A 23474-nucleotide genomic window follows, 5' to 3' on the forward strand; every position below is an offset into this window, starting at 1 on the left:
TGCGAGCGTTCTGGACACGCAGAAAATAAAAATGGTGACTATGACTGTCGCGAATAGGGTTAACTCCCGTCTCGGATGTGCTGGCTGGACGTTATCTTCAGTCAGGGTCAACGTCTGTCTCCAATCCGCCCGCAGATTTGAAAAAGTCGCTTACCGCCCTTTTTTCGTATCATTCGCCAGACGGAGCGCTTCGGCAATCTCGCCGCGGGCTATGCCAATCAGCTGCTCCATCGCGTAACGGGCAGCATCAGGTTGACGCATGCGAATGGCCTCCAGCACATCCTGATGCTTCATGATAGCATGTTCGTGGGATTGGCTGGCGCGGTTGGTCAGCCGAAAGCTTGCAAGCAGTGCCGCTCGGATTGCAGTCGCAAACTGACGGTAGACCCAGTTGCCGCTGGCATTGATAATTGCAGTATGAAATTTAAGGTCAGCACGGCTCCAGGCTTCGTTGTCACGCGAATTGGCCGTGACCATTTCCTCGAACGCCTTGGATATCTGGAAAAGCTCGCGTGCCGTTGCATTGGCAGCGGCAAGCGCTGCTGCGGCCGGTTCAAGCAAAAACCGCGCATCGATCAGCGAGGTGTAAAAGCTATCGTCCGTGCCGAATTTCAATGTTGCGTCGAGCACGAGTGGATCGAGATAGTTCCAGTTCTCCCGAGGAAGGATCGTTGTGCCGGCCCGCGTGCGCGAGCGGATCATCCCGAGCGCTGAAAGGTACTGCATAGCTTCGCGTAGCGTCGACCGGCTAACGCCAAACCGATCCGTCAATTCGGCCTCGTTCGGAAGAACCGATCCCTCGGCCATTTCACCAGAAATAATCTTATCGATGAGTTGCTGGAGAAGCGCTTCGCCGACACTGCGCTTTCCGCCTTCAGCGATCGGAAGACCCTGCGCGGTCACCATTCCCGCCGTCCTGCCTACAGTCAATTTCTGTCCTCCAGCACCGTTGTCACGACACACTGATCCGCATTGATCGGTGATACAGCATGCTTCGTTTGACTTTTATCGCTTGCCATTTCCGCTCACGATCGCGACCATCGTATAATAAATAGGATTTATAGCAAGTGGAAACAGCTCAAATTGGGTCTTACAATTCTGGCTCTACGGCGATCTAAATAACTGAAATATAATGCTGTATTGTAATTCTATTTCCATGCGGTCTCGTTGTGAGAGATGGTCGCTCAAAATTTCCAATAAATAAATCTGATTTATATTGACAATGATATGATAAAATTTATTCTGCAGAAATTCCGCAGGAGGTGCGGGATCGCCGCAGCCTCGGTCAAGCATCAAAAATACATTCATTTGGGAGGGACCTATGAAACTCATGAAGGCAGCCGCTTTGACGGCAATGACGATGCTTGCGTTTGGGGGAGCAAATAGGCCCTCATTGGCGCAAGACAAGGATTTGAAAGTCGGCGCGATATATATGGATGCCCAAGGCTTCTACGCTGGTGTTCGCAAGGGCATCCAGACTGGGGCAAACGACGCCGGACGCAAGCTCGATATCATCGAAACAAATGCGCAGGGCGACGTTAGCAAAGAATCATCATTCATCGATTCACTGATCTCAGCTGGCGTCCAGGCCATCATCGTTTCGCCGGTCTCGGCCAACGGCTCATATCGCGCCATCCAGCGCGCGCATGACGCTGGTATCCCTGTTGTCTGTTACAACACCTGCCTTGGTGACAAGGATATGAAGGAGTTTGTCTCGGCCTATGCGATCGGCGATCCCTATGATTTCGGTCACAAGCTCGGTGATGCTGCCGCTGATTATTTCCTGGCGGAAAAGAAAGATGCACCCAAGATCGCGGTTCTCAATTGCGAATTCGTCGAAGTCTGTGTGACCCGTCGCAAGGGCTTTGAAGACGCCTTGAAAGCCAAGGTGCCAGGTGCAAAGATCGTAGCAAATCAGGAAGGTGCAACGCTCGACAAGGCCGTCTCCGTGGCTGCGACGATGCTGTCCTCCAACCCTGATCTCGATGCCTTCTTCGGCGAAGCCGGCGGTGCGACGCTGGGTGCCGCACGGGCGGTCAAAAGTCAGGGCCGTGTCGGTAAGACAGTCGTCTTCGGTGGCGACATGACCACCGAAATCGCCCAAGAACTGGTCGACTTCACCGTCATCAAGGCTGTTGTTGATATCTCGGGCCAAGGTCTCGGCAAGCTGGCACTTGCGCAGGCTATCAAGTCGATCGACGGGCAGGCACCGGCCGACATCAAGGTGCCTTACGACATCGATCTTTATAATACTTCGGTTTCCGGTCAAGCATGGCTCGAGGCGCATTCCGACGGTATCCCATGATCTCCAGGCTGCGCTGCCCTTGAAGAGCGCACCTGACCTAACCAGCCGGACGAGCCTGACAGGCTTCTCCGGCTGGACAGCGCCGTCATCAGGATGGCGATCAACTCCTGAACAGCAGGACCCACTATGATCTATTCCGCCGCTCATCCGAGCCATGACCGATCTATCGTCGCCTCGATCGAGGGCTGTACCAAACGCTATCCTGGGGTGCTGGCGCTTGACGACGCTACGTTCGATGTCGCCGCTGGCGAAGTCCGCGCGCTGCTCGGCAAAAATGGCGCGGGAAAATCAACCCTGATCCGCATGCTAACCGGTGCTGAAGTGCCGGACACTGGAACGGTACGTATCGACGGCGTGGAATTGAACCAGTCCGGCTCGGCCCGTGCGCAAGAGTCCTTTGCAAAGGGCGTGCGCGTCGTCTACCAAGAACTGTCACTTGTTCCGGGTATGACGCTGGCGGAAAATCTCTTTCTTGGTCGCTGGCCTCGCAAGGCCGGCATTCTGAGCTACGCCGAGATGGAAGAGCAGGCACAGGAGGCGATGGCACGCCTTGGCCTCGATCTACCGCCGTCCCGCCTCGTTGCAGGTCTCAGCCCCGCTGAGCGCCAGTTGTTGGAAATCGCCCGCGTGTTGCTTGGCAAGCCAAAGCTCGTCATTCTCGACGAGCCGACCAGTTCGCTTGCAGCAGCGGAAGCCGAAAAGGTAATGACCGCCGTCAAGCGCATCGCCAGCGAAGGCATTGCCGTCATCTATGTTAGCCATCGCATGAACGAGATCCGCCGGATTTCGCAATCCGCAACCGTAATGCGCGACGGTCGGATTATCGACACAGTTGATGTGGCAGGCGCAGATACACGTGAAATCGTTCGCCTGATGCTCGGCTCGGAGGCGGCGCAAGCCGCTGTGCTCGAGACGAAATCGCGCGAAAAAATCGTGTTGGAGGTGAAGGATCTGGCATTGGAGCCCAAGCTCTCCTCTGTCTCTTTTAAGCTGCGTGAGGGTGAGGTGCTTGGCATCGCCGGGCTCTTAGGTTCAGGTCGCACGGAGCTGCTGCAGTCAATCATGGGTGTTTGTACCTTCGATCGCGGAATGGTCTCAGTTGATGGCGCGCTGGTCGGCCGCCCGAAATACCACCGCATGCTCGATGCCGGCTTTGGTTACACCCCGGAAAGCCGCAAGGAGGAGGGCATCGTGCCGCTCCTTGGCGTCGACGAGAACACTGTGTCGACCAATTTCTCAACCGTCAGTTCCTACGGCATCTTGTCGGCAAGCCGTATGGCGCAGGCGACGCGTAGCGTCATCGAGCGGCTTCACGTCAAGACTGCCGAAACCGATACGCCCATCGGCACGCTCTCGGGCGGCAACCAGCAGAAGGTGGTCATCGGCCGTTGGGTCCATGCCGACAGCCGCATCCTCTTGCTCGACGAACCGACGCGCGGCGTCGATGTCGAGGCGAAGGCCCAGATCTATGCCATCATCCGCCAGCTTGCCACTGAGGGCCGCAGCATCATCTTCGTCTCCAGCGAGATCGAGGAACTGCCGCTCGTCTGCGATCGCGTCGTGGTCCTGCGCGAAGGTACGCTGAAAGAAGAATTTACATCCCCCCATATTGATCAGGACGCCGTCATGGCAGCCTGCATCGCCGGTCATTGACGGAGAATAGAACAATGTCCCACCAGACCGCCAAGACGCCCGCATTCGCACCGCGCCGGCGCGGTGGCTTCTCGCAGCACATGAACGAAATCAGTCTCTTTGTCGCGATCGCCGTGCTCTACATCGTCTTTACTGCCACTGCTGGCGGCTTCATGACGTTCAACAATCAGATTAACATCTTGCGAGATGCGGCAACGATCGGCATTGCCGCCTGGGCCGCCACGCTGATCATCATTTCCGGCGAAATCGATGTCAGCGTCGGCCCGATGGTGGCCTTCATTTCCGTAGCGCTGGCCTATCTGCTGCAATGGAGCGTTCCGACACCGATCGCTTTCGTCTTCGCAATCGCGATCGGTGCCGCTCTGGCGTCCATCGCTGGCATCTTGCGTGCATATTTCGACGTGCCGTCCTTCGTCGGCACGCTTGGTTTGTGGAGCGCATTGCGCGGTACAGCGCTGTTCGTCACCGATGCCCTGCCGGTTTCGATTGGCCGCAACAACATCGTCGATATGCTCGACCGTCCAGTGCTCGGAATTCCGCCCGCGGCAATCATCATGCTGGTTCTGTTTGCCGTCTTTGCCTTTGTCAGCCGCAAGACTGCCTTCGGACGCTCGGTCTTTGCGATCGGTGGCAACCCACATGCGGCGTTTCTGTCCGGAATTAACGTCTCCCGCATTCGCGTCGCTCTTTTTGCCATCGCCGGTGCCATGGCCGCGGTATCGGGTATTCTTCTTTTGTCGCGTCTTGGGTCTGGCAATGCGACAGCGGCAAGCGGCTTGGAATTTGATGTGATCGCCGCCGTTGTCGTCGGTGGCACCGCGCTTTCGGGCGGACGTGGTTCCATGCTCGGGACGTTGCTCGGTGTGCTCGTCATTACCCTCATAGGGAATGGCTTGGTGCTGCTCGGTATCAACCCGTTCTTCCAGCAGGTGGTACGCGGCCTCATCATCGTCGTTGCGGTCCTTGCCAATATCCAGGCAATCAAACGCGGCGCGGCTCGCACCAAGGGGTAAGGCGTGACGGTGGTTGATCTCATCAATGGTAATCTTTCTGCCCGCATATCCACCAAGGGTGGGATCGTGCTCGGCTTCTGGTGGCAGAGGGACGACGTGCGGGTACCGCTTCTGCGCGAGGCTCCCAGGGACGATGCAGAAGCTCTGGAGTCCGGGTGTTATCCACTGGTCCCCTTCGGCAACCGGGTGAAAGACAATAGCTTCCGTTTCCACGGCAAGGACTACTGGCTTCAACCAAACACCGATTGGGACAAACACTATCTCCATGGCGAAGGTTGGCAGGCAGTCTGGAGCGTCGAGCAGCAGGATGACGCGACGGTCGAACTTGCCTTCCAGCATCTCAAAAGTGATACCACGCCCTATGAGTATTCGGCACGGCAGCGTTTTTCGTTGCGAGATGGTGCTCTCGAACTGACACTATCAGTCACAAACCGTGGAAGGGAGGCACTTCCCTTCGGCCTAGGCTGGCATCCCTACTTCCCGATGACACCCAAAACGACGTTGCTGGCACCAGCGCGCAAATACTGGACCGAAGTCGACGATTGGTTGCCTGGTGAAGCTATCGATATACCCACGGATGTCGATTTCGGCGTTCCGCGCAGTTTGCCCCATCGCTGGGTGAATAATGGGTTCGAGGATTGGTGTGGCGAGGCACAAATCGCTTGGCCGGAGCGCCAGGCGCAGCTCTTGCTTACGGCTGGCCCGCTCTTCCGCCACGCTTTCGTGTTCGTTTCTGACACGAGTTTTGATCCGGATTTTAAGCGGGATTATTTCTGTTTTGAACCGATGTCGCATCTAGCGGACGGCCACCACATGAAGGCTCTCGGGGATCTGGTGGTGCTCGAGGCTGAAGAAACGCTCACTGGCAGCATCCGGATGAAGCCATCGGTCTGGACCGACCACTAGTAATTACCGAAAAAAGCGGTTGGAGAGCAGGACATGTCCCAAGGGATCACATACGACTACATCATTGTTGGCGGCGGCAGTTCGGCCTGCGTTGTTGCAGCGCGCCTTGTGCGGGATGGCAAGGCTCGTGTTCTGATGCTTGAGCGCGGCCCTCGCAAGGCCAATCCCATCATGCATTTTCCAGCGGGCTACATGAAGTTTCTTGCCAAAGACAGCTATCTGTCCATGCACCAGACCAAGCCCCAGGAGCAACTCAATGGCCGGGGTCCAATCGTGCCGCAGGGAAAGGTGCTCGGCGGCGGTAGCACGGTTAACGCCATGGTCTACATGCGCGGGCAGGCAGCCGACTATGATCGATGGAACGAAGCGGTCACAGAGCCGGGAACGAACAATGATGGCGCCTGGTCCTACCGGGATATCTTGCCATATTTTAAGGCGCAGGAGGACAACGATCATCTTGGTGGCGAATTCCATGGAGTTGGCGGACCGCTAAAGATTTCGGATCTCGGCCATACTAGCCCGATGACGCGTACCTACATCAAAACCCTGCAGGGCATGGGCATTCCCTATAATCCGGATTTCAATGGCGCTGAACAGTTCGGTGTCGGCTTCATGCAGCATACGATCGACTGGCAGACCCGCCGTCGCTGCAGCGCAGTCGATGCGTTTCTCGCGCCGATCATGAACGATCCGCTGTTGACGATCGAAACTGGGGCGACCGTCACGCGCCTTGTTCTGGAAAATGGTAAGGCCGTCGGTGTCGACTACATGCAGAACGGCTCGAAAAAGACTGCCACAGCCGGCGTCGAGATCATTCTGGCGGCGGGTGCCTATCAAACGCCGAAAATCCTCATGCTTGCCGGCATCGGTCCGGAAGATGAGCTTTCCCGCTACGGAATCCAGACGGCGGTTTCCCTGTCCGGCGTCGGCCAGAACCTGCAGGATCACTATGAGTGCCCGGTGGTCGCCACGACCAAGGGCTCGTTCGGCTATTATGGGGCTGATCGTGGCTGGCCGATGATCAAGGCCGGGCTGCAATATCTGCTGTTCAACTCAGGTCCTGCGACGACAACAGGGGTTGAGACATGCGCCTTCTACGACCCCGATGGCAATAATTCCGAACCCACGATCCAGATGTTCTGCGTGCCGACCGTCTATCTCGACCGGGATGTGATGGGCACCGACCCCGGAGATGGCGTTACCATCAATTCGCTGCTGTTACGTCCTAAGGCTCGCGGTCGTGTTACGCTTGCTTCGACTGACCCCTTTGCCAACCCTATCGTCGATACCCAGATCTTCACGCATCCAGACGACCTGCGTCTGACCATTGCCAGTTTCAAGTTTGCCCGCACCGTGCTGGCAGCATCGCCAATGCGCGATCTGATCGAGAAGGAAATCTTCCCCGGCATCAACGTGACCAGTGACGAGGCGATTGCCGATCATTGCCGTCGCACGGTCAAGACCGGGTATCATCCCGTCGGTACGTGCCGGATGGGGCATGACGGCGATCCGGACGCTGTCCTGACGCCCGATTTAAAAGTTCGCGGCGTCGATCGTCTTCGCGTGATCGATGCTTCGATCATGCCGAAGATTGTCAGCGGCAACACCAATGCCGCTGTTCTCGGTGCTGCCGCCAAGGCCGCCGATCTCATCCTCGCGTAGGCCGTCGAAATGTTCGGCCTCCGCCTCGGCTTAATCCAGTTTGCGTTCCGCAAGAAGGCATGATCCTGATGAAAATTACAAAGCTCACCACTTACATCGTTCCACCGCGTTGGCTGTTCCTGAAGGTCGAGACGGATGAAGGTATAGTCGGCTGGGGCGAACCTGTGGTCGAGGGAAGGGCGCTGACGGTGCAGGCTGCCGTTCACGAGCTGGAAGACTACCTGATTGGCAAGGATCCCTTCCTGATCGAGGATCACTGGAACGTCATGTATCGCGGCGGCTTTTATCGCGGCGGTGCCATTCATATGAGTGCTATTTCCGGCATCGACCAGGCGTTGTGGGATATCAAGGGGAAAGCGCTCGGACAGCCAATCCACTCTTTGCTCGGCGGTCAGGTCCGTGACAAGATTAAGGTCTATTCCTGGATCGGCGGCGATCGTCCGGCCGACGTTGCCAACAATGCCCGCGACGTAGTTGCGCGCGGGTTCAAAGCCATCAAGCTCAACGGCTGCGAGGAGATGCAGATTGTCGATAGCTGGGAGAAGGTCGACAAGGCGGTCCAGACCATCGCGACCATTCGCGAGGCGGTCGGCCATCATATCGGCATCGGCGTCGATTTCCACGGCCGCGTCCACAAGCCAATGGCCAAGGTTCTTGCCAAGGAGCTTGATCCCTACAAGCTAATGTTCATCGAGGAGCCTGTACTGTCGGAAAACAAGGAGGCACTCCGCGACATCGTCAATCACACCTCCACCCCGATCGCACTTGGGGAGCGTCTCTATTCGCGCTGGGATTTCAAGCAGGTCATGTCCGACGGCTTTGTCGATATCATCCAACCGGACCTGTCACATGCTGGCGGCATCACCGAATGCCGCAAGATCGCGGCCATGGCGGAGGCCTATGACGTGGCGCTTGCGCCGCATTGCCCACTTGGACCCATCGCCCTTGCCGCATGTCTGCAGATAGACGCAGTGAGCTATAACGCATTCATACAGGAACAAAGCCTCGGAATTCACTACAACAAGAGCAACGATATTCTTGACTACATCTCCAACAAGCACGTTTTCCAGTATGCTGATGGTTTCGTCAGCATACCACAGGGCCCTGGTCTTGGGATCGAGGTAGACGAGGACTACGTCATAGAGCGCGCCAAGGAAGGCCACCGCTGGCGCAATCCGATTTGGCGTCATGAAGACGGCAGCTTTGCAGAGTGGTGAGACAGGAGATCAGACCATGACGAACCGTCTCAAAGGCAAGCGGATCATGATCACCGGTGCGGCCCAGGGCATCGGTCTTGCAATTGCCAAGGCATGTGCGGCGGAAGGCGCTTCTCTGTTTCTCGTTGATCTGGATGCCAGCTTGCTGGAGAGAGAAGCCACGGCGCTTAAGCAAGGAGCCGCTGTCTGCTCCGCAATTGCCAACATAACCGATGCCGAAGCAATTTCAGCAGCATTGCAACGCGCTACAGCCGAAATTGGTCAAATCAACGCGTTGATCAACAATGCTGGCGTCAACGTCTTCCACGAACCTCTCGAAACCAGCGACGCCGAATGGCAGCGCTGCTTTGACATAAATTTAAAAGGCGCGTGGAACTGCACCAAGGCAGTGCTACCTGGTATCATCGAGACCGGCGGTGGTTCAGTCCTGAACATTGCATCTACTCACGCGTTCACCATTATTCCCCACACCTTTCCTTACCCGCTGGCGAAACATGCTCTGCTTGGCATGACGCGGTCGCTGGGGCTGGAGTACGCGGCCCAGGGTGTGCGTGTGAATGCCTTGTCACCAGGCTATGTCGCAACCCAGAAGGTCATCGAGTACTGGAACAGCTTTCCCGATCCGGAGGCCGCAAAAGCCGAGACAATGAAGCTTCATCCCGGCGGCCGCATTGCCTCACCCGAGGAGATTGCGCTTGCCGCCGTGTTCATGATCTCTGACGAATGCCCCTTCATGAACGCGACGTGCCTAACGATTGACGGGGGATTAAGCGTTCGGCAGCATGGCTGACAGACGTCATCTGAAAATCAATGCGACGACACGCTCCGTCCATTGAAATACAAGGTCCAGACGCTCTGCTCTACATTGCCTGCCGGATCGTTCAAATTTAAGCCGGAATGATCTGGCGAAGAATGTCAATGACCAGGTTGTGATCTTCTACATTTGGCAACCCGCTAACGGCGACCGTGCCAATCAGGGTCCCACCTTTCAGGATCAGCGGAACGCCGCCGCCGCTCGCAACATAGTCGGCGGTCGGAAGCCGAAACTTCGCATTAAAATCATAACCGCCTTCTTCGGCCTCAAGCCTGATTTGCAACGAACTGCGGTGAAACCTGTGGGCGACCGCACACTTGCGGCGCGTCCAGTCAAAATTATCTATCGTTGCAGCACCCACGAGTGTCGAAAAAACAACATCAGTTCCATGTCTGACCTGTATGGCCACCGGCAGAGAATTGCTTTGCGCCCGTGACCGAATACGGCTGCCAAGTTCCCATGCGAAGTCGTAGTCAAACCGGTCTAACCTGATTGCATTCTGCTCAGCGGAGAGTTCGGCGATACTCGGTGTCGTAGGTGTCATGCAAATGTCCTTCAGGCTGACGTTTTTGGTATAAGAGGCTTGCCGCCTGACAAGCCAGCAACGCGGTAGATTTCTTCCAGCGCCTTCATGTTGTTGATCGCGTCGATTTCCCCGGTAAGCGGTGCCATACCTGTCTCAACGGCCTCCAGAAATGCATTGAGCTGATAATCATAGGTCGTTCCTCCTGCCAGGGTAAACTCCTGTAGGATGCCGTCGATTGTCTCACGGATTGAATGTCCTTTGTGCGGTAGGACAGGATTGTCAATTTGAACGCTGCCCCTCTCTCCGACAACTTTGATGCGTGCCTCGAACGGCGGACGGGCGATGTCTGCAATCAGTTCTGCATCAATTGACCCAAAGCGCAGCCTTGCCACCATACTTTCGTCCACCCCCAGGCTGGTCAGTTGCGCTCTCGCCGTAAGTACTTCAGGCTCGGTACCAAAAAAATTTCGCAACCAGTGCAGAGGATAGCAACCCAAGTCCATCATGCACCCCCCTCCTTGTGTGGGGTCGTGCCTGATGGATTTTTCGTCAAAGGGAATATCGACGTAGAACTCAGCTCGCACGCTGAGGATCGTTCCGAGTTTATTGCTTTTTTTGAGCTCCAGAAGATGCAGAAAGACTGGATGGTAGCGGTCATGAAACGCCTCCATCAAAATTTTGCCCGTTCTCTTGGCAACAGAGAACATTGATACGGCTTCTTGTGAGGTCATGGCGATGGGCTTTTCGCACAAGACGTGTTTTCCAGCTTCAAGTGCTGCAATCGACCACTTTGCATGCCCTGCGGGCGGAAGTGCGTTGTACACAAGGTCAATGTCAGGGTCGGCGAGCATATCATCGTAACTGCGGTAAACCGTCTCGATCTGGTGAAGTTCGCCATAGTGTTTGCCCGCGTCCAAGCGCCGCGAAGCGACACCATGTATGACAACGTCTGTCCGGCGGCGGGCAGGCTGGATGATCGAGCGCGGGGCGATCCCTGCAGCCCCTAGAATTCCGATACGTAACATGGGTGTATCCTTGCTGATCAATTGAAAAAATCGAGATCGTCGTCTGCCAGGTAAGGCATGGCTGCCTTGGGAATAATGTCGACACCCATTCCCGGCCGTTCCAAGACCTCGACAAAGCCGTCGCGTACAATCGTCTGCGGTAGGCCTTCGACGATGTCGTACCACCAGGCGGGGTCGCCGGTCGTGTATTCGAAAGCGAGAAAATTGTTCGGCAAAGTGGCCGATACCTGAATGAGGGCAGCGAGGCCAAGAAGGCCGTTGGCTGTGCCGTGCGGTGCCATCATGATCCCATGGAGATCGGCGTATTCGGCAATCCATTTCAGCTCTGCAATACCGCCAACGTCTGCCGGATCAGGGCCGATGACGCTCACGGCCTGGGATTCAATCAGCTCCTTGAAGTTCTGGCGCAGATAGATTTGTTCGCCAGTGTGTATTGGTGTGGAGGTAGCGCGTGTCAGCTCCCTGTAGACACCTGCATTGACCCAAGGGGTGTAGTCTCCAGACAGGAGATCCTCGACCCAGAGCAAATGATACGGCTCCAATTTGCGTGCAAGCCTGATTGCATCAGGCAGCATCCAGCCTGGACCGGCATCAAGGGCCAGGCCGACCTTATCACCAGTGACCTCTTTCATCGCTGCAACGCAGTCGACAAAATGGTTGAGGCCCTTTTCGGTGATCGGCCCGCGGTCTAGCGCCCCGTGAAAAGGGCTGGAATTTGGCTCACCGTAGTAGAAGCCAGGAATCTCGCGCTTCATAGCGGAGTGGAAGCCGATCGGCTGCTTGATCATAGTGAACCCTTCAGGCAGCGCCATCATCCGGCGTATGTCAGCAGCCAAAGATTCAGGCGAATGATCGGGTAGAGGGAAGCGGATGGAGCCATTATAGACGCGAACCTTGTCCCGCACCTTTCCGCCCAGCAACTTGTAGACGGGTAATCCGGCAGCTTTGCCAGCCAGATCCCAGAGCGCCATTTCTATAACCGACACCGCCGTACCCCAGGGCTTGAATCCGCCCCGTTGGCGAATTTTTAGCATGACGCGCTCGACGTTTGTCGGGTCCTCCCCGATCAGGGCATCGCGGAACGACAGGATGTGAGGTTTGATACTGCTCTTCCAGGTCTCTGCCTGCCCGTAACCGTTGATGCCTTCGTCGGTCACAATGCGGACGATCGGGCTTTTGCCGATCACAGCGCATTTTAAATCGATGATTTTCATTTTTCCTCCCAAAGAAAAGCACTTCTCACATTTTGTTCGAGCGCGGCATGCTTTCGGTCATGGTGCGGGCCGCCTCGATGACCGCCAAACGGATTTCTGTCATGCGGTCGGCTGACGTGCCGGCGAGGAACGGGACGCTGACCGCAGCAACCACCGTTCCGTGGGCGTCGAATACCGGCGCGGCAAATGCCTGAATACTCGGAGCATTTTCCCCTCGATCCTGCGCCCATCCCTGTTTGCGAATACGCGTCAACTCCGCTTCCAGTCGCTTTGGATCAGTGATCGTTTTGCTACTGAAAGCAGCAAGCGGCCGTCCAAGCCATAAGTGGAGTTGCTCCTGCGGAAGATAAGCCAACAGGACCTTGCTGGCGGCACCGGCATGCGCCGGCATTCTTTGTCCCGGCGCGACCGAAAGGGCGTATTCCTTTCTGCCCTGTACCGCCGCAAGAACAAGTATGCCGCTATCATCGATGATTGACAGCTTGACACCTTCACCCAGACTGTTTGCAAGCCTGTCCAGATGTGGCTGGGCAAGTGATATGAGGTCGAGGTCGGTGCTGCCCGGCCCAACATGAGCTGCGAGACTTAATAATCTGCGACCAAGAAAATAGGCTCCTTCCGCATCGCGTCGCACCATATCGTGTAATTGCAAGGTGTTCAGAACACGATAGATTGTCGTCCGCGGAACCACGAGAGACGTTACGAGATCGCTGATGCTGGAACCCGGTTTGCGCTCGAGATGGACCAATATCTCCATCATCTTGTCGATTACTGGGACGCGGTGCTTTTGAGCCGCATCGTCATTGATATCCAGATCCATATGTCTCTCCCGTATTCATGCGGTGACGTAGCATATAAAACTGAACTCATGAAGTTCAAATAAGAATACTAAGAAAGATTTCTTTTTGGATTCAGCCGTCTTGTTTTCCCTGCAATCGCGCTGAGATAGCACTCTGGCGATAATTATCTATGTCCTATCCTATTGAAAATAAATGTTAATAATAGATAATGTTTGCATCCGTGTTCGGTTCATTAGGTGCGCCACGTTACCATTGACAAAAGCATCCATCCATATCTATGATCAAAATAGAACTGGCGCTGTTCATATTTGAACGGTTAAACTGAGGAGTGGCCGGTCCTGGAGGATTCATGCGCGTCGGACTTAGCCTGTTTGGAAAAACCCTGAACGAAGATGGAGCGCGGTATGCCGCCCAGCTTGGCGTTCATGACGTGGTCCTGCATCTGACCGACTACAGTCGTAACGGTGACAACTCGCGTTACATGGCGGGCGGTGTTGGGCCCATCAATGGAGAGTGTATCCAGGCTCCATTGTGGTCTTACGATGATATGAGACGCTTCGTATCCATGTTGCGCCGCCATGATATCCAGCCAGCGGCGATCGAGAATGTGTCGCCAAATTTCTGGTCTGACATCTTGCTCGATGGGCCGGAAAAAAATCGCCAGATGGAAGACATGAAGCGTCTCGTAAAGGATGCGGGCCGGGCTGGAATTCCTGTTCTTGGCTATAATTTTTCGATCGCAGGCGTCTGGGGCTGGCAGCGCAAAGCAGTCGCGCGCGGGGGCGCGGTGACCGCAGTCTTCAACATGGCGGAAATTCCAGCTGATGATCCTTTGCCCGACGGCATGGTTGGTAACATGCGCTATCGCGCCGCCCTCTCCAATGCCACGATCGCGGAGGTGAGTGAGGAAGAGCTATGGCAGCGGGTGCGATGGTTTTTGGAGCATCTTGTCCCCGTAGCAGAAGAAGCCGGTGTCCGTCTCGCTGCCCACCCCGACGACCCACCTGTTGACCGGCTCCGTCGGACACCCCGTTTGGTCAATCAGCCGGACAAATATGATCGTTTGCTCGACATCGTGCCGAGCAGGGCGAACGCCTTGGAGTTTTGTCTGGGATCGATCCAGGAAATGGAAACAGGCAACATTTACCACGCAACAAGACACTACGCTCGCAGGGACGCCATTGGCTACGTTCATTTTCGCAACGTGCGCGGCAAAGTCCCCCATTACGAAGAAACATTCGTAGACGACGGCGACATCGATATGGCCGAGATTGTCCGTATCTTACGTGACGAAAACTATGACGGCGTGCTGGTCCCTGATCATGTGCCGGATCTCGACTGCCCGGCACCATGGCACGCCGGGAATGCTTACACGGTCGGTTACATGAAAGCGCTTGTTGCCAATGCCAAGGCGCTCGGCCCGTCATGGTCATTGGATCAGGCGGTGACATGAGACGGAGCTCATGTCACCGATTCAGCAGGTTTTCCGGATTGTCCGGAGCAGCGCGGCTCGATAAGCCGCGATCAAGGGAGGAGCATCAACATGAAGAAACAGGTAGCATTGCTTGCAGCTATAGCAGCCAACCTCATTCTTGGCACTGCCGTGGTATCAGCGGGCGAAGTAACATGGTGGACGCCGAACTTCAATGAGGCGAGGGCGAGGGAACTGGTGAAGTCCTTCGAGAGCGAGCATGCGGATATCAAGGTGAAGCTTGAGATCACAACCGCTGACGGCCTGGCCCAGCGCATTCTGACAACGATGCAGTCGGGAGCTGCGCCGGATTTGATCGACGTGCAGCATGGCTGGGTCAATGGCTACGCCCGAAACGCACTTGTCACCAAGCTGGATGACGTCATTCAGGACCGGGAGGACTATGTGCCCGGCGCACTTGCCTATGGCATGTTCGACAATGCTCTCTGGGCCATTCCATACCGTATCGAGAGCCATGCCGTCATCTACAACAAGGACCATTTCCGCGAAGCTGGACTTGACCCAGACAAGCCTATCGATACCTGGGCAGAGTTGGCAACCGCCGCGAAAGCCCTGACGAAAGAAGGTCGGTCCGGATTTGCGATCACCGGCGGCGGTGAGGTCGGCAATACGATCTTCCGCTCCTTGCCCTTCATCTGGATGAACGGTGGTTCGATCATCTCTGACGACCAGACCAAGGCGACAGTCAACGAGCCGAAGGCTGTCGAGGCCATCAAGTTCTACACAGACATGTATACCGATCTGAAGGTGTCACCGGCCTCCACTCTCGAGAATGACGGCACTGCCAATCGTCGTCTGTTTATCGCCGGCACGGTATCGATGTATCAGTCCGGTCAATTCGATGTCGTAGCGATCCGCAAGGAAAATCCTAAAATCGATGTCGGTGTCATGCCTATACCGCATCCGGAAGGTGCCGAAACGGCGTCTATCCTGGGTGGGTGGAGTCTGGTTGTTCCGGCACAGGCTCGCAATCCGGACGAAGGCAAGGTGCTGCTCCAGTTTCTCGCACGCGCAGAAAATCAGGCCATTCTGACGGACACATTCCCAGCAAGAACATCGGGAATGACCGCCGAACGGTTCAAGAACCCTGATCTGGATGCCTTCAAGGCGATGTTGCCGCACGGGCGAGCCCTTCCGGCAAACAAGAACTGGGTGCAGATCACGCAGGCCTATTTCGATGGAATCCAGCGCATCCTGCTGGGGGACGAGGACGTCCAGACGTCGATGGATTATGCGGCCGAAGATATCCAGGCGCTTCTGGATCAGTAACCACCTCGACCGAAACTGTGGCCATCGGGTCTCTTCCCGGTGGTCCAGCTTACAGGAGTTACCTTATGGTCCGCAACTCGACGGGTCTACTTTTTGTCCTGCCCGCACTTATCGTCCTGGCGATGCTGATCGCATATCCTGTGGCCTATACCGGTCTGCTCAGCGTTACTGATCAGCAGGGCTCCTTCGTTGGTGCGAACAACTTCGTTACCGTGCTTGCATCCAGGGCTACGCCACAGGCGTTCTGGAATACGATCTATTTCGTTGGCGGATCTATTATATTCCAGGTTATCCTCGGGACTGCTGCCGCCGTCCTGCTCAACGAACAATTTGCAGGGCGTGCCATCGTTCGATCGATTACCGTCATTCCCTGGGTGGTGCCGGGCATTGTCGCAGCCACCACATGGGCATGGATGTTCCATACCGAGTTCGGCATCATCAACTACATGATGACCGCACCCGGACTGATCGACAAGCCGATCGGCTGGCTCACCAATCGCGATACGGTCATGCCTGTCCTGATTGCGATCAATGTCTGGAAGATGTTTCCCTTTGTGACGGTCATGGTTCTGGCAGGCCTCCAATCGATCCCCAACGATCTTTATGAGGCAGCCCGCATTGATGGGGCCAGTTTCTGGGAGGAGGTCTGGCATATCATGTTGCCGCAGGTTCGACCGATTATCACAGCGGTGACGTTGCTTCTGGTGATCTGGGGATTGAACTCGATTACGATCATTTACGCGATCACGCGGGGCGGTCCTGCAAACCGCACCCTGATCACACCGATCCAGATATTCCGGATGGCGTTTGAATCCGTGCAGTTCAATCAGGCTGCAGCGCTGTCGCTGTTGTTCTTTGCCGTCGCGATCGTTGTGGTCTTTATCTACGTCAAATTCGTACAGACGCCTTCGGGAGAAGCACGATGAGCGCTACGACCCCCAAACTCAAACGGCCCGGCATGCCTGTGGTCATAATCGCAATTGGCGCAATCCTGCTTGTCGCCGTCAGCCTGTTTCCGTTCATCTGGATGGCGATCTCATCGGTCAAAACGCTGGGTGAACTCTATACCGTGCCACCTAGCTGGTTCCCTCACGCGCCGACGCTGGCCAACTACTACACCGTCCTGTTCGAATCCAATATCCCGCGGTATTTTCTGAACAGCGTGATTATCTCTGTGGGATCGACCGGACTTGCCCTGATCCTGGCAATCTTTGCGTCCTACGGCTTTGCCCGTTTCGACTTCAAGGGAAAATCTGTCCTGCAGTCCTTTGTTCTGGTGGGGCAATTATTGCCGACTGCGGCGATCATCGTACCCCTGTTCATCACCCTTCGTGTGCTTGGACTGGTGAATACGTTCTGGGGCCTCATCCTCGTCTACATGATCATCACACTTCCACTGTCGGTGTGGATGCTCACCAGCTACTTCAAGGCCATTCCGGTCGAGCTCGAAGAAGCCGCGATCATCGATGGTGCTTCGAGGATCGGTGTACTTTTCAGAATTACACTGCCTCTCTCCACCCCCGGTATCGTCGCTGTGCTCGTTTACGCTTTCGTTACGACCTGGAACGAATTCATCTTCGCTTTGTGCTTCGCGACGGATTCGTCCGTAAAGACGCTCCCAATCGGTCTGGCCGAGTTCTCGACGGAATTCAGTACCGACTGGGGGGCGGTGATGGCGGCATCTCTGGTGATGACACTGCCCATCGCGCTGCTGTTCCTGAGCATGCAGAAACTCTTTGTCGGCGGTCTGACAGCAGGCGCGACGAAAGGATAAATCATGACCAACAACACCATTCCATCCCTCGGTCTGGGAACCTACGGCCGGACTGGCACAGAAGGCGTCGATGCCATGCTGGCCGCCCTCGAGATCGGCTACCGCCACCTCGATACGGCGCAGAGCTACGGCACGGAAGTAACCGTCGGCGAGGCCGTCGCCAGATCCGGACTGAAGAGGCAGGATTTGTTCATTACGACCAAGGTGGCGGATACGCAGCTCGCGAAGGCCGATTTTCTGCAGAGCGTCGAAAAAAGCCTTGAAACGCTGCGCCTGGACCAGGTCGATCTTCTGCTGATCCACTGGCCAGTAAAAAAGGATCTTGTACCTTTCGAAGACTACATGCTTGCGCTTGCTGAGGCGAAGGAGAGGGGTTTCGCCCGGCTGATCGGTGTCTCGAATTTTCCCATTGCACTTCTCGGCCGCAGTCGCGACCTCATTGGCGAAAATGCGCTCGCAACCAATCAGGTGGAGATCCACCCCTATCTGCAAAGCCCGAAGATCGTTAGCTATGCGCGCTCTGTCGGCCTGCAACTTACGGCTTACATGCCGCTTGCAAAGGGGCGCGTGCTTGATGATCCGGCTATCCTCAACATAGCGGAAAGACACGGCGTTACGACATCGGCCGTTGTCTTGGCCTTCCTGATAGCAGAGGGCCATATCGTCATACCTTCGTCCGCCAGTCCACAGCGGCTGAAGGATAACCGCGCAGCGCTCGATGTCAGGCTGGATGAAACGGATATCGCACAGCTTCGTCGTCTGGATCGTGGCGAGCGGATGATAAATCCCGAAAAGTCGCCCGTATGGGACGACTAACGGCATTTCAAAAGTAACGACATCGGGTATGCAGCAGGCGCCCATCGACTTGTCCGCTGCCAGGGAGAACTACCAATGGGTTCAGTAACAATCCGCAACGTGCGCAAGTCCTACGGCGCGCTCGAGATCCTGCACGGTGTGTCCGTCGACATCGCCGATGGAGAGTTCGTGATTCTGGTTGGCCCATCGGGCTGCGGTAAATCAACGCTTCTGAGGATGTTGGCCGGTCTCGAAGAGATTACATCCGGGGAGGTGCTGATCGACGGAGATATCGTCAATGCCAAACCGCCTAAAGAGCGTGATATTGCGATGGTGTTCCAGAGCTACGCGCTTTATCCGCACATGACGGTGGAGGCAAATATGGGCTTTTCGCTGAAACTGTCACGGGCGCCGAAGGCTGAGATCAAGGAGCGTGTCGCAAACGCTGCACGCATCCTTGGCCTTGAGCCCTATCTGCAACGGTATCCCAAGCACCTGTCTGGCGGGCAGCGACAACGGGTGGCCATGGGGCGGGCGATCGTTCGCAATCCGAAGGTTTTCCTGTTCGACGAGCCACTGAGCAACCTCGATGCAAAATTACGCGTGCAAATGCGCTCGGAAATCAAGCAGAACCATCAGAGGCTGCGCACCACCACCGTTTATGTCACGCACGACCAGATCGAGGCCATGACCATGGCCGACAGGATCGTGGTGATGAACGGTGGGCATATTGAGCAGATCGGGTCACCGCTTGAGCTCTACGATCGTCCTGCCAATGTTTTCGTTGCCGGTTTCATCGGGTCTCCTGCGATGAATTTTGTGAACGGGAAATTGGACACCAGCGGATTTGTTGCAGCGGATGGCACGACAATCCCTTTGAGCAACATGCCGGACGAGGCAAAAGGGCGAGATGTCACGATTGGAATACGGCCCGAGGACTTTCGTCTGGACCAACAGGGAAGTCGTGCCGAAATCGTAACCGTCGAACCGACCGGATCTGAAACCCAGGTCGCTCTTCGGTTTGCAGGCCACGAGGTCGTAGGCGCCTTTCGCGAGCGCATTGACGCAAGGCCAGGTGAATTTCTGTCTCTGACGCCAGATCATCGGAAAATTCATATATTCGATGGTGTGACGGGAGTGCGGCTGAATGATTGATGGATCGGATTTGCGCCCATCGATCTTGGACGAAGACGCTATCATGCAGATCTGTTTCGTCACCCGTGATGCCGTTCGATCGGCCCGCTGGTTTTCCGAGCTCACTGGCAAGCCCATGCCGCAGATGACTTATTCTGCCGATGCGGAAAAGGCAAAGGCGGAGTATCGAGGCAAGCCTGCATCGGTCAGTTGCAAGATCATGATGTTCAATTTTGGCAACATTGATCTGGAGTTCCTTGAACCGGGTCCCGAACCAAGCGCGTGGCGTGAAGTGCTTGAGCAAAAAGGGCCTGGTTGTCATCACATCGCATTCAAGACGCGCAATCTCATGGCACGCGAACAATTTTTGGCGCAACAGGGCCATCCGCTCTTGCAGCGCGGCGAGTTTCAAAGTGGCACCGGGCGCTACGCCTATTTCGACACGATGGGCGAACTCGGCGCGCTTGTGGAACTTCTCGAGTTCGATCGTGACAGGACAGGACAATGACCTACCAGATATCCTACCAGCTCTATTCCTCCCGCAATTTTCCGCCGCTGCCTGCGCAGTTTCCGGCTTTGAAAGCGATGGGCTACGATGCGGTTGAGCCTTGGTTGCCGGCCTATGAAGCCGACCCTAAGCTGTTCCGGCGCCAGCTCGATGATGCAGGCCTTCGATGCCTTGGTTTCCATATGCCGCTGACAGGACTGGTGAACGAACCCGAACGGTTTTTTGATATCGCCGAAGTGCTTGGCACAAACCTGTTGATCCCACCTTACGTCAAGCCTGAAGAGCGCGGCACCACCGTTGACGACTGGAAGTCACTTGGTGCGGCCCTTGCCGAGGGGGCTCACCGCGCGTCGAAACGTGGTCTGCGCGTGGCATGGCACAATCATGATTTCGAGTTTGCAGCACTTGAGGATGGCACGAGGCCGATTGATCATATTCTGGGTGCGGATCCAGCGGTCCTGTTTGAAATCGACTGCGGCTGGATTGCCCGAGCGGGTGGAGATCCAGCGTCCGAGTTGAAGAAATTCGCGTCGCAAATCGTGGCTGTGCAGGTCAAGGATGTCGCACCGCACGGAACAGAAACGGATGATGGCTGGGCCGCGACCGGCGACGGCATCATCGAATGGCCTGCGTTGCTTGGCCACATTCGAAAAACAAACGCCGACCATATTGTCGTCGAGCACGATAATCCTTCCGACTGGAAACGTTTCGCCCAGCGATCAATCGACTACATCCGGCGTGAATTTGCGTAACGGAATAACCCTTTGGATAATGATGGAGTTTTTGAATGCTTACAGTGTCGGGGATTGCCCATGTCGCGATCATGGTCGCGGATATTGATCGAACTTTGGACTTCTACATCAACAAACTGGGTTTCGAGCGTATCATGCACCTTGATCGCGATGACAAGCTTTGGCTGGTGTACCTGCGCGTTACGGACACGCAGTTCATCGAAATCTTCCACGAGGGCAAGGGGCCAGGTGCACCGGGCGCGGACATGATTGGTTATAATCATCTCTGCCTCTCTGTGCCGGATATCGAGACAAGTGTCGCGGAACTCGAGCGAGCGGGAGTCGCACTCTCTCGCCCTAAAAAGCTCGGGCTCGATGGCAACTGGCAATGTTGGATCGAAGATCCCGACGGCCACCGTATAGAAATCATGCAGATGATGCCGGACGGTATGCAGGCGGTAGCAATCGCGTCGAGAGGATAATACAAGTCTCTGTGGCAATGCGACGTCGATCGTTCCGGACTAAAGCGACGTTCGGCTCCGCGACTATTGCGTCAGGCTCCGCCCAAGCCCGGCTTGATCTGGCATGCTGACCAATCGCCTAGCATGTTCGCCAGTGCTATCGCTTTTGCAAGACCGAGATATTAAGGGGAGAGACCGATGGCCGAGACGATAAAATGGGGAATTCTTGCAACAGGCTGGATTGCCAACGTGTTCACCAAGGATTTGATCCAGACTGGCCATTGCGTGGCAGCCGTTGGATCGCGCTCCCAGGAAAGTGCCGATCGCTTTGCGAAGACTTTCGGTATCGCTACTGCACATGGCAGCTACGAGTCCCTGGTGTCCGACCCCGATGTCGATATCATTTACATTGCGACCCCTCATCCACATCATGTTTCTGCTGCCAAGCTCGCACTCAATGCGGGCAAGCACATCCTCGTAGAGAAGCCTTTCACCCTCAACGCCAAAGAAGCAGGTGAGGTCGTCGACCTGGCACAGGCGAAAGGCCTTGTTGTCCTTGAAGCGATGTGGACGCGCTTTCTCCCGCACATGCACCGCATTCGCAAGGTCATCGCGGATGGTACAATTGGAGAAATTCGTTCGATTACGGCCGACCACAGGCAGAAACTACCGGACGATCCAAAGCACCGTCTGAATGCGATTGACCTTGGCGGCGGAGCCTTGCTCGACCTTGGAATCTATCCAATCTCTTTCGCCTGGGACATATTGGGTAAACCCGCATCTATCGACGCATCAGCTGTGTTCCGGGACACCGGGGTGGATGCGCAGGTTGCAACACTCTTTCGCTATCAGTCAGGTGCAATCGTCACCACCCTGTCGTCCAGTGACAGTGCGGGACCGAATCGCGCAAGCGTGGTCGGAACACAGGGGCGGATTGAGATCGACCGGGTATGGTATTCACCAACGACCTTCCGGGTATATGACAGTGAAAACAATCTGCTCGAGACTTTCGACGGTTCAGTCGAGGCTCGAGGCATGCAGTTTCAGGCAGTTGAGGCAGAGCGTCTTATAAAAAGTGGATTAATATCTGGCGATATCATGCCACCGTCGGAATCTGTGGAGATAATGGCTACCATGGACGAAATTCGCAGCGTCATCGGATTGCGATATCCCGGCGAGCATTGACATGAAGACTAGAGGGTTGGATACCTACTTCTGCTGACCGCTCCCAATAGCGAATTGATACGAAGGGAACGCCCCTGTCCGAGTGATGCAGGAGGACGCTGCCATCAACCCGCATGCTCCAGAGCATCGAGCGCTTCGTTTCAGCGGGTTTTCCGCTGCCGTGTTCATCACGCATCTCACCTGAGTATGTCCGTGCTGCTACGCACAACGATTTCGGGCTCTATCTCTTCCTGCAAACGAGCGTGAGGAACGTCCGGGCTTTCGATCAGGCTTAGCAGCCTTTTAACGGCAAGAGTGGCAAGGCGAGGAGGATCATAACCAACCGTTGTCAAAGGGATGGCGGCATAAGCCGCAAACTCGATATTGTCGAAACCGATTACCGATATATCGTGCGGCACGGACAAGCCCAATTTTCGGCACCATTCCATAACACCAAATGCGAAAGCGTCGTTTGAGGCAAAAACAGCGGTGGGCGGCAAGCTGGTGGACATCAGCTTATCCATTGATCGACTGCCCAGATCAGGTGAGTAACCTGTAACCGTGGCGATTAAATCCTGATCACTCGAAATGCCAGCCTCACCCAACGCTTCGAGATAACCCGCCAGTTTCTCGTCATTGCCCATTGAATGCCCGCTGTCTATCAGCGCTATTTTAGTGTGTCCCAATGCGATCAGATGGCGGGTGGCATCGCGTCCACCGCGTCGCTCATTGAGCCTCACAGCATGCAGGCTCGCGCTAGGCGGAGAGGCAAGCAGCACTGCCGGAAGGCGAAACTTGCCAAGCCGCTCGATGTGATCGAGCCTTCTATGGTCTGTCGGATAGATCAATATGCCATCCACACGCCGTCCCTGAAACGCGTCCAGTGCGCGGATCTCGTTCTCCACCCTGTTGTCGGAGGTGGCAAACAGGGTGGAATAGCCATGATCGACGGCCTTGATCGTCACCAGCGGATCATCAACCCCGCAGCGATGGCGCCATATGGGACCGGGA

Annotated in this window: 23 protein-coding genes; 17 read left to right on the forward strand and 6 right to left on the reverse strand. The window is 55.8% G+C overall.

Annotated features, from left to right (window positions below):
* Positions 1-150 precede the first annotated feature (150 nt).
* Positions 151-906 carry a FadR/GntR family transcriptional regulator gene (locus RMR21_RS23275; protein WP_498672266.1) on the reverse strand — a complete coding sequence of 252 codons (756 nt, stop codon included), beginning with the start codon at positions 904-906 and terminating at the stop codon, positions 151-153.
* 415 nt (positions 907-1321) lie between these two features.
* Between RMR21_RS23275 and RMR21_RS23280 the strand changes: the two genes are divergently transcribed.
* The 7 genes from RMR21_RS23280 to RMR21_RS23310 all read left to right on the forward strand — a co-directional run bounded on the left by RMR21_RS23280 (position 1322) and on the right by RMR21_RS23310 (position 9546).
* The gene (locus RMR21_RS23280; protein ID WP_498671949.1) at positions 1322-2305 is read left to right on the forward strand and encodes a substrate-binding domain-containing protein; all 984 of its coding nucleotides are present in this window, start codon (positions 1322-1324) and stop codon (positions 2303-2305) included.
* A 126-nt stretch (positions 2306-2431) separates the two neighbouring features.
* On the forward strand, positions 2432-3958 hold the full coding sequence (locus RMR21_RS23285) for a sugar ABC transporter ATP-binding protein (RefSeq protein WP_498671951.1): 1527 nt from the start codon (positions 2432-2434) through the stop codon (positions 3956-3958).
* Between the two features lie 14 nt (positions 3959-3972).
* The gene (locus RMR21_RS23290; protein ID WP_498671953.1) at positions 3973-4971 is read left to right on the forward strand and encodes an ABC transporter permease; all 999 of its coding nucleotides are present in this window, start codon (positions 3973-3975) and stop codon (positions 4969-4971) included.
* Positions 4972-4974: 3 nt separating this feature from the next.
* Positions 4975-5877: an aldose 1-epimerase gene (locus tag RMR21_RS23295; RefSeq protein ID WP_498671955.1), complete on the forward strand. Its 903-nt coding sequence runs from the start codon at positions 4975-4977 to the stop codon at positions 5875-5877.
* 33 nt (positions 5878-5910) lie between these two features.
* Positions 5911-7539: a GMC family oxidoreductase gene (locus RMR21_RS23300; RefSeq protein WP_498671957.1), complete on the forward strand. Its 1629-nt coding sequence runs from the start codon at positions 5911-5913 to the stop codon at positions 7537-7539.
* Positions 7540-7607: 68 nt separating this feature from the next.
* Positions 7608-8756, forward strand: a complete 1149-nt coding sequence (dgoD, locus tag RMR21_RS23305; RefSeq protein ID WP_498671959.1) for a galactonate dehydratase — start codon at positions 7608-7610, stop codon at positions 8754-8756.
* A gap of 16 nt (positions 8757-8772) precedes the next feature.
* Positions 8773-9546, forward strand: a complete 774-nt coding sequence (locus tag RMR21_RS23310; protein WP_498671961.1) for an SDR family oxidoreductase — start codon at positions 8773-8775, stop codon at positions 9544-9546.
* A gap of 97 nt (positions 9547-9643) precedes the next feature.
* Here RMR21_RS23310 and RMR21_RS23315 read toward each other — a convergent pair whose 3' ends face one another.
* Genes RMR21_RS23315 through RMR21_RS23330 form a run of 4 tightly spaced genes read right to left on the reverse strand, consistent with a single transcriptional unit; the run spans position 9644 to position 13155 of the window.
* On the reverse strand, positions 9644-10114 hold the full coding sequence (locus tag RMR21_RS23315; RefSeq protein WP_498671963.1) for a heme-degrading domain-containing protein: 471 nt from the start codon (positions 10112-10114) through the stop codon (positions 9644-9646).
* An 11-nt stretch (positions 10115-10125) separates the two neighbouring features.
* On the reverse strand, positions 10126-11121 hold the full coding sequence (locus RMR21_RS23320; protein ID WP_498671966.1) for a Gfo/Idh/MocA family protein: 996 nt from the start codon (positions 11119-11121) through the stop codon (positions 10126-10128).
* Between the two features lie 17 nt (positions 11122-11138).
* On the reverse strand, positions 11139-12335 hold the full coding sequence (locus RMR21_RS23325; RefSeq protein ID WP_498671968.1) for a mandelate racemase/muconate lactonizing enzyme family protein: 1197 nt from the start codon (positions 12333-12335) through the stop codon (positions 11139-11141).
* Between the two features lie 25 nt (positions 12336-12360).
* The gene (locus RMR21_RS23330) at positions 12361-13155 is read right to left on the reverse strand and encodes an IclR family transcriptional regulator (RefSeq protein WP_498671970.1); all 795 of its coding nucleotides are present in this window, start codon (positions 13153-13155) and stop codon (positions 12361-12363) included.
* Between the two features lie 329 nt (positions 13156-13484).
* Here RMR21_RS23330 and RMR21_RS23335 point away from each other — a divergent pair, with 329 nt between their 5' ends.
* From RMR21_RS23335 to RMR21_RS23380, 10 genes are all read left to right on the forward strand, one after another.
* A complete protein-coding gene (locus RMR21_RS23335; RefSeq protein ID WP_498671972.1) occupies positions 13485-14588 on the forward strand; it encodes a mannonate dehydratase in 1104 nt (367 codons plus the stop codon).
* A gap of 90 nt (positions 14589-14678) precedes the next feature.
* Positions 14679-15896, forward strand: a complete 1218-nt coding sequence (locus RMR21_RS23340; protein WP_498671974.1) for an ABC transporter substrate-binding protein — start codon at positions 14679-14681, stop codon at positions 15894-15896.
* Positions 15897-15961: 65 nt separating this feature from the next.
* A complete protein-coding gene (locus RMR21_RS23345) occupies positions 15962-16822 on the forward strand; it encodes a carbohydrate ABC transporter permease (protein WP_498671976.1) in 861 nt (286 codons plus the stop codon).
* Positions 16819-17670, forward strand: a complete 852-nt coding sequence (locus RMR21_RS23350; protein ID WP_498671978.1) for a carbohydrate ABC transporter permease — start codon at positions 16819-16821, stop codon at positions 17668-17670. Before RMR21_RS23345 ends, RMR21_RS23350 begins: the two co-directional genes overlap by 4 nt.
* Positions 17671-17673: 3 nt before the next feature.
* Positions 17674-18486 carry an aldo/keto reductase gene (locus RMR21_RS23355; RefSeq protein ID WP_498671980.1) on the forward strand — a complete coding sequence of 271 codons (813 nt, stop codon included), beginning with the start codon at positions 17674-17676 and terminating at the stop codon, positions 18484-18486.
* Between the two features lie 75 nt (positions 18487-18561).
* The gene (locus RMR21_RS23360) at positions 18562-19620 is read left to right on the forward strand and encodes an ABC transporter ATP-binding protein (protein WP_498671981.1); all 1059 of its coding nucleotides are present in this window, start codon (positions 18562-18564) and stop codon (positions 19618-19620) included.
* Positions 19613-20107 carry a VOC family protein gene (locus RMR21_RS23365; RefSeq protein WP_498671983.1) on the forward strand — a complete coding sequence of 165 codons (495 nt, stop codon included), beginning with the start codon at positions 19613-19615 and terminating at the stop codon, positions 20105-20107. The genes RMR21_RS23360 and RMR21_RS23365 overlap by 8 nt, the downstream gene beginning before the upstream one ends.
* Positions 20104-20859 carry a sugar phosphate isomerase/epimerase family protein gene (locus RMR21_RS23370; protein WP_498671985.1) on the forward strand — a complete coding sequence of 252 codons (756 nt, stop codon included), beginning with the start codon at positions 20104-20106 and terminating at the stop codon, positions 20857-20859. The genes RMR21_RS23365 and RMR21_RS23370 overlap by 4 nt, the downstream gene beginning before the upstream one ends.
* A gap of 35 nt (positions 20860-20894) precedes the next feature.
* Positions 20895-21320, forward strand: coding sequence for a VOC family protein (locus RMR21_RS23375; protein ID WP_498671987.1), 426 nt, complete (start codon positions 20895-20897; stop codon positions 21318-21320).
* A gap of 177 nt (positions 21321-21497) precedes the next feature.
* On the forward strand, positions 21498-22484 hold the full coding sequence (locus RMR21_RS23380) for a Gfo/Idh/MocA family protein (protein WP_498671991.1): 987 nt from the start codon (positions 21498-21500) through the stop codon (positions 22482-22484).
* A gap of 176 nt (positions 22485-22660) precedes the next feature.
* Here the strand turns inward: RMR21_RS23380 and RMR21_RS23385 are convergent, their stop codons facing one another.
* The gene (locus RMR21_RS23385) at positions 22661-23428 is read right to left on the reverse strand and encodes a LacI family DNA-binding transcriptional regulator (protein ID WP_498671992.1); all 768 of its coding nucleotides are present in this window, start codon (positions 23426-23428) and stop codon (positions 22661-22663) included.
* Positions 23429-23474: the final 46 nt, after the last annotated feature.

This window comes from Agrobacterium sp. rho-8.1 (assembly GCF_033957725.1).
In the GTDB taxonomy this organism is placed as follows: Bacteria; Pseudomonadota; Alphaproteobacteria; order Rhizobiales; family Rhizobiaceae; genus Agrobacterium.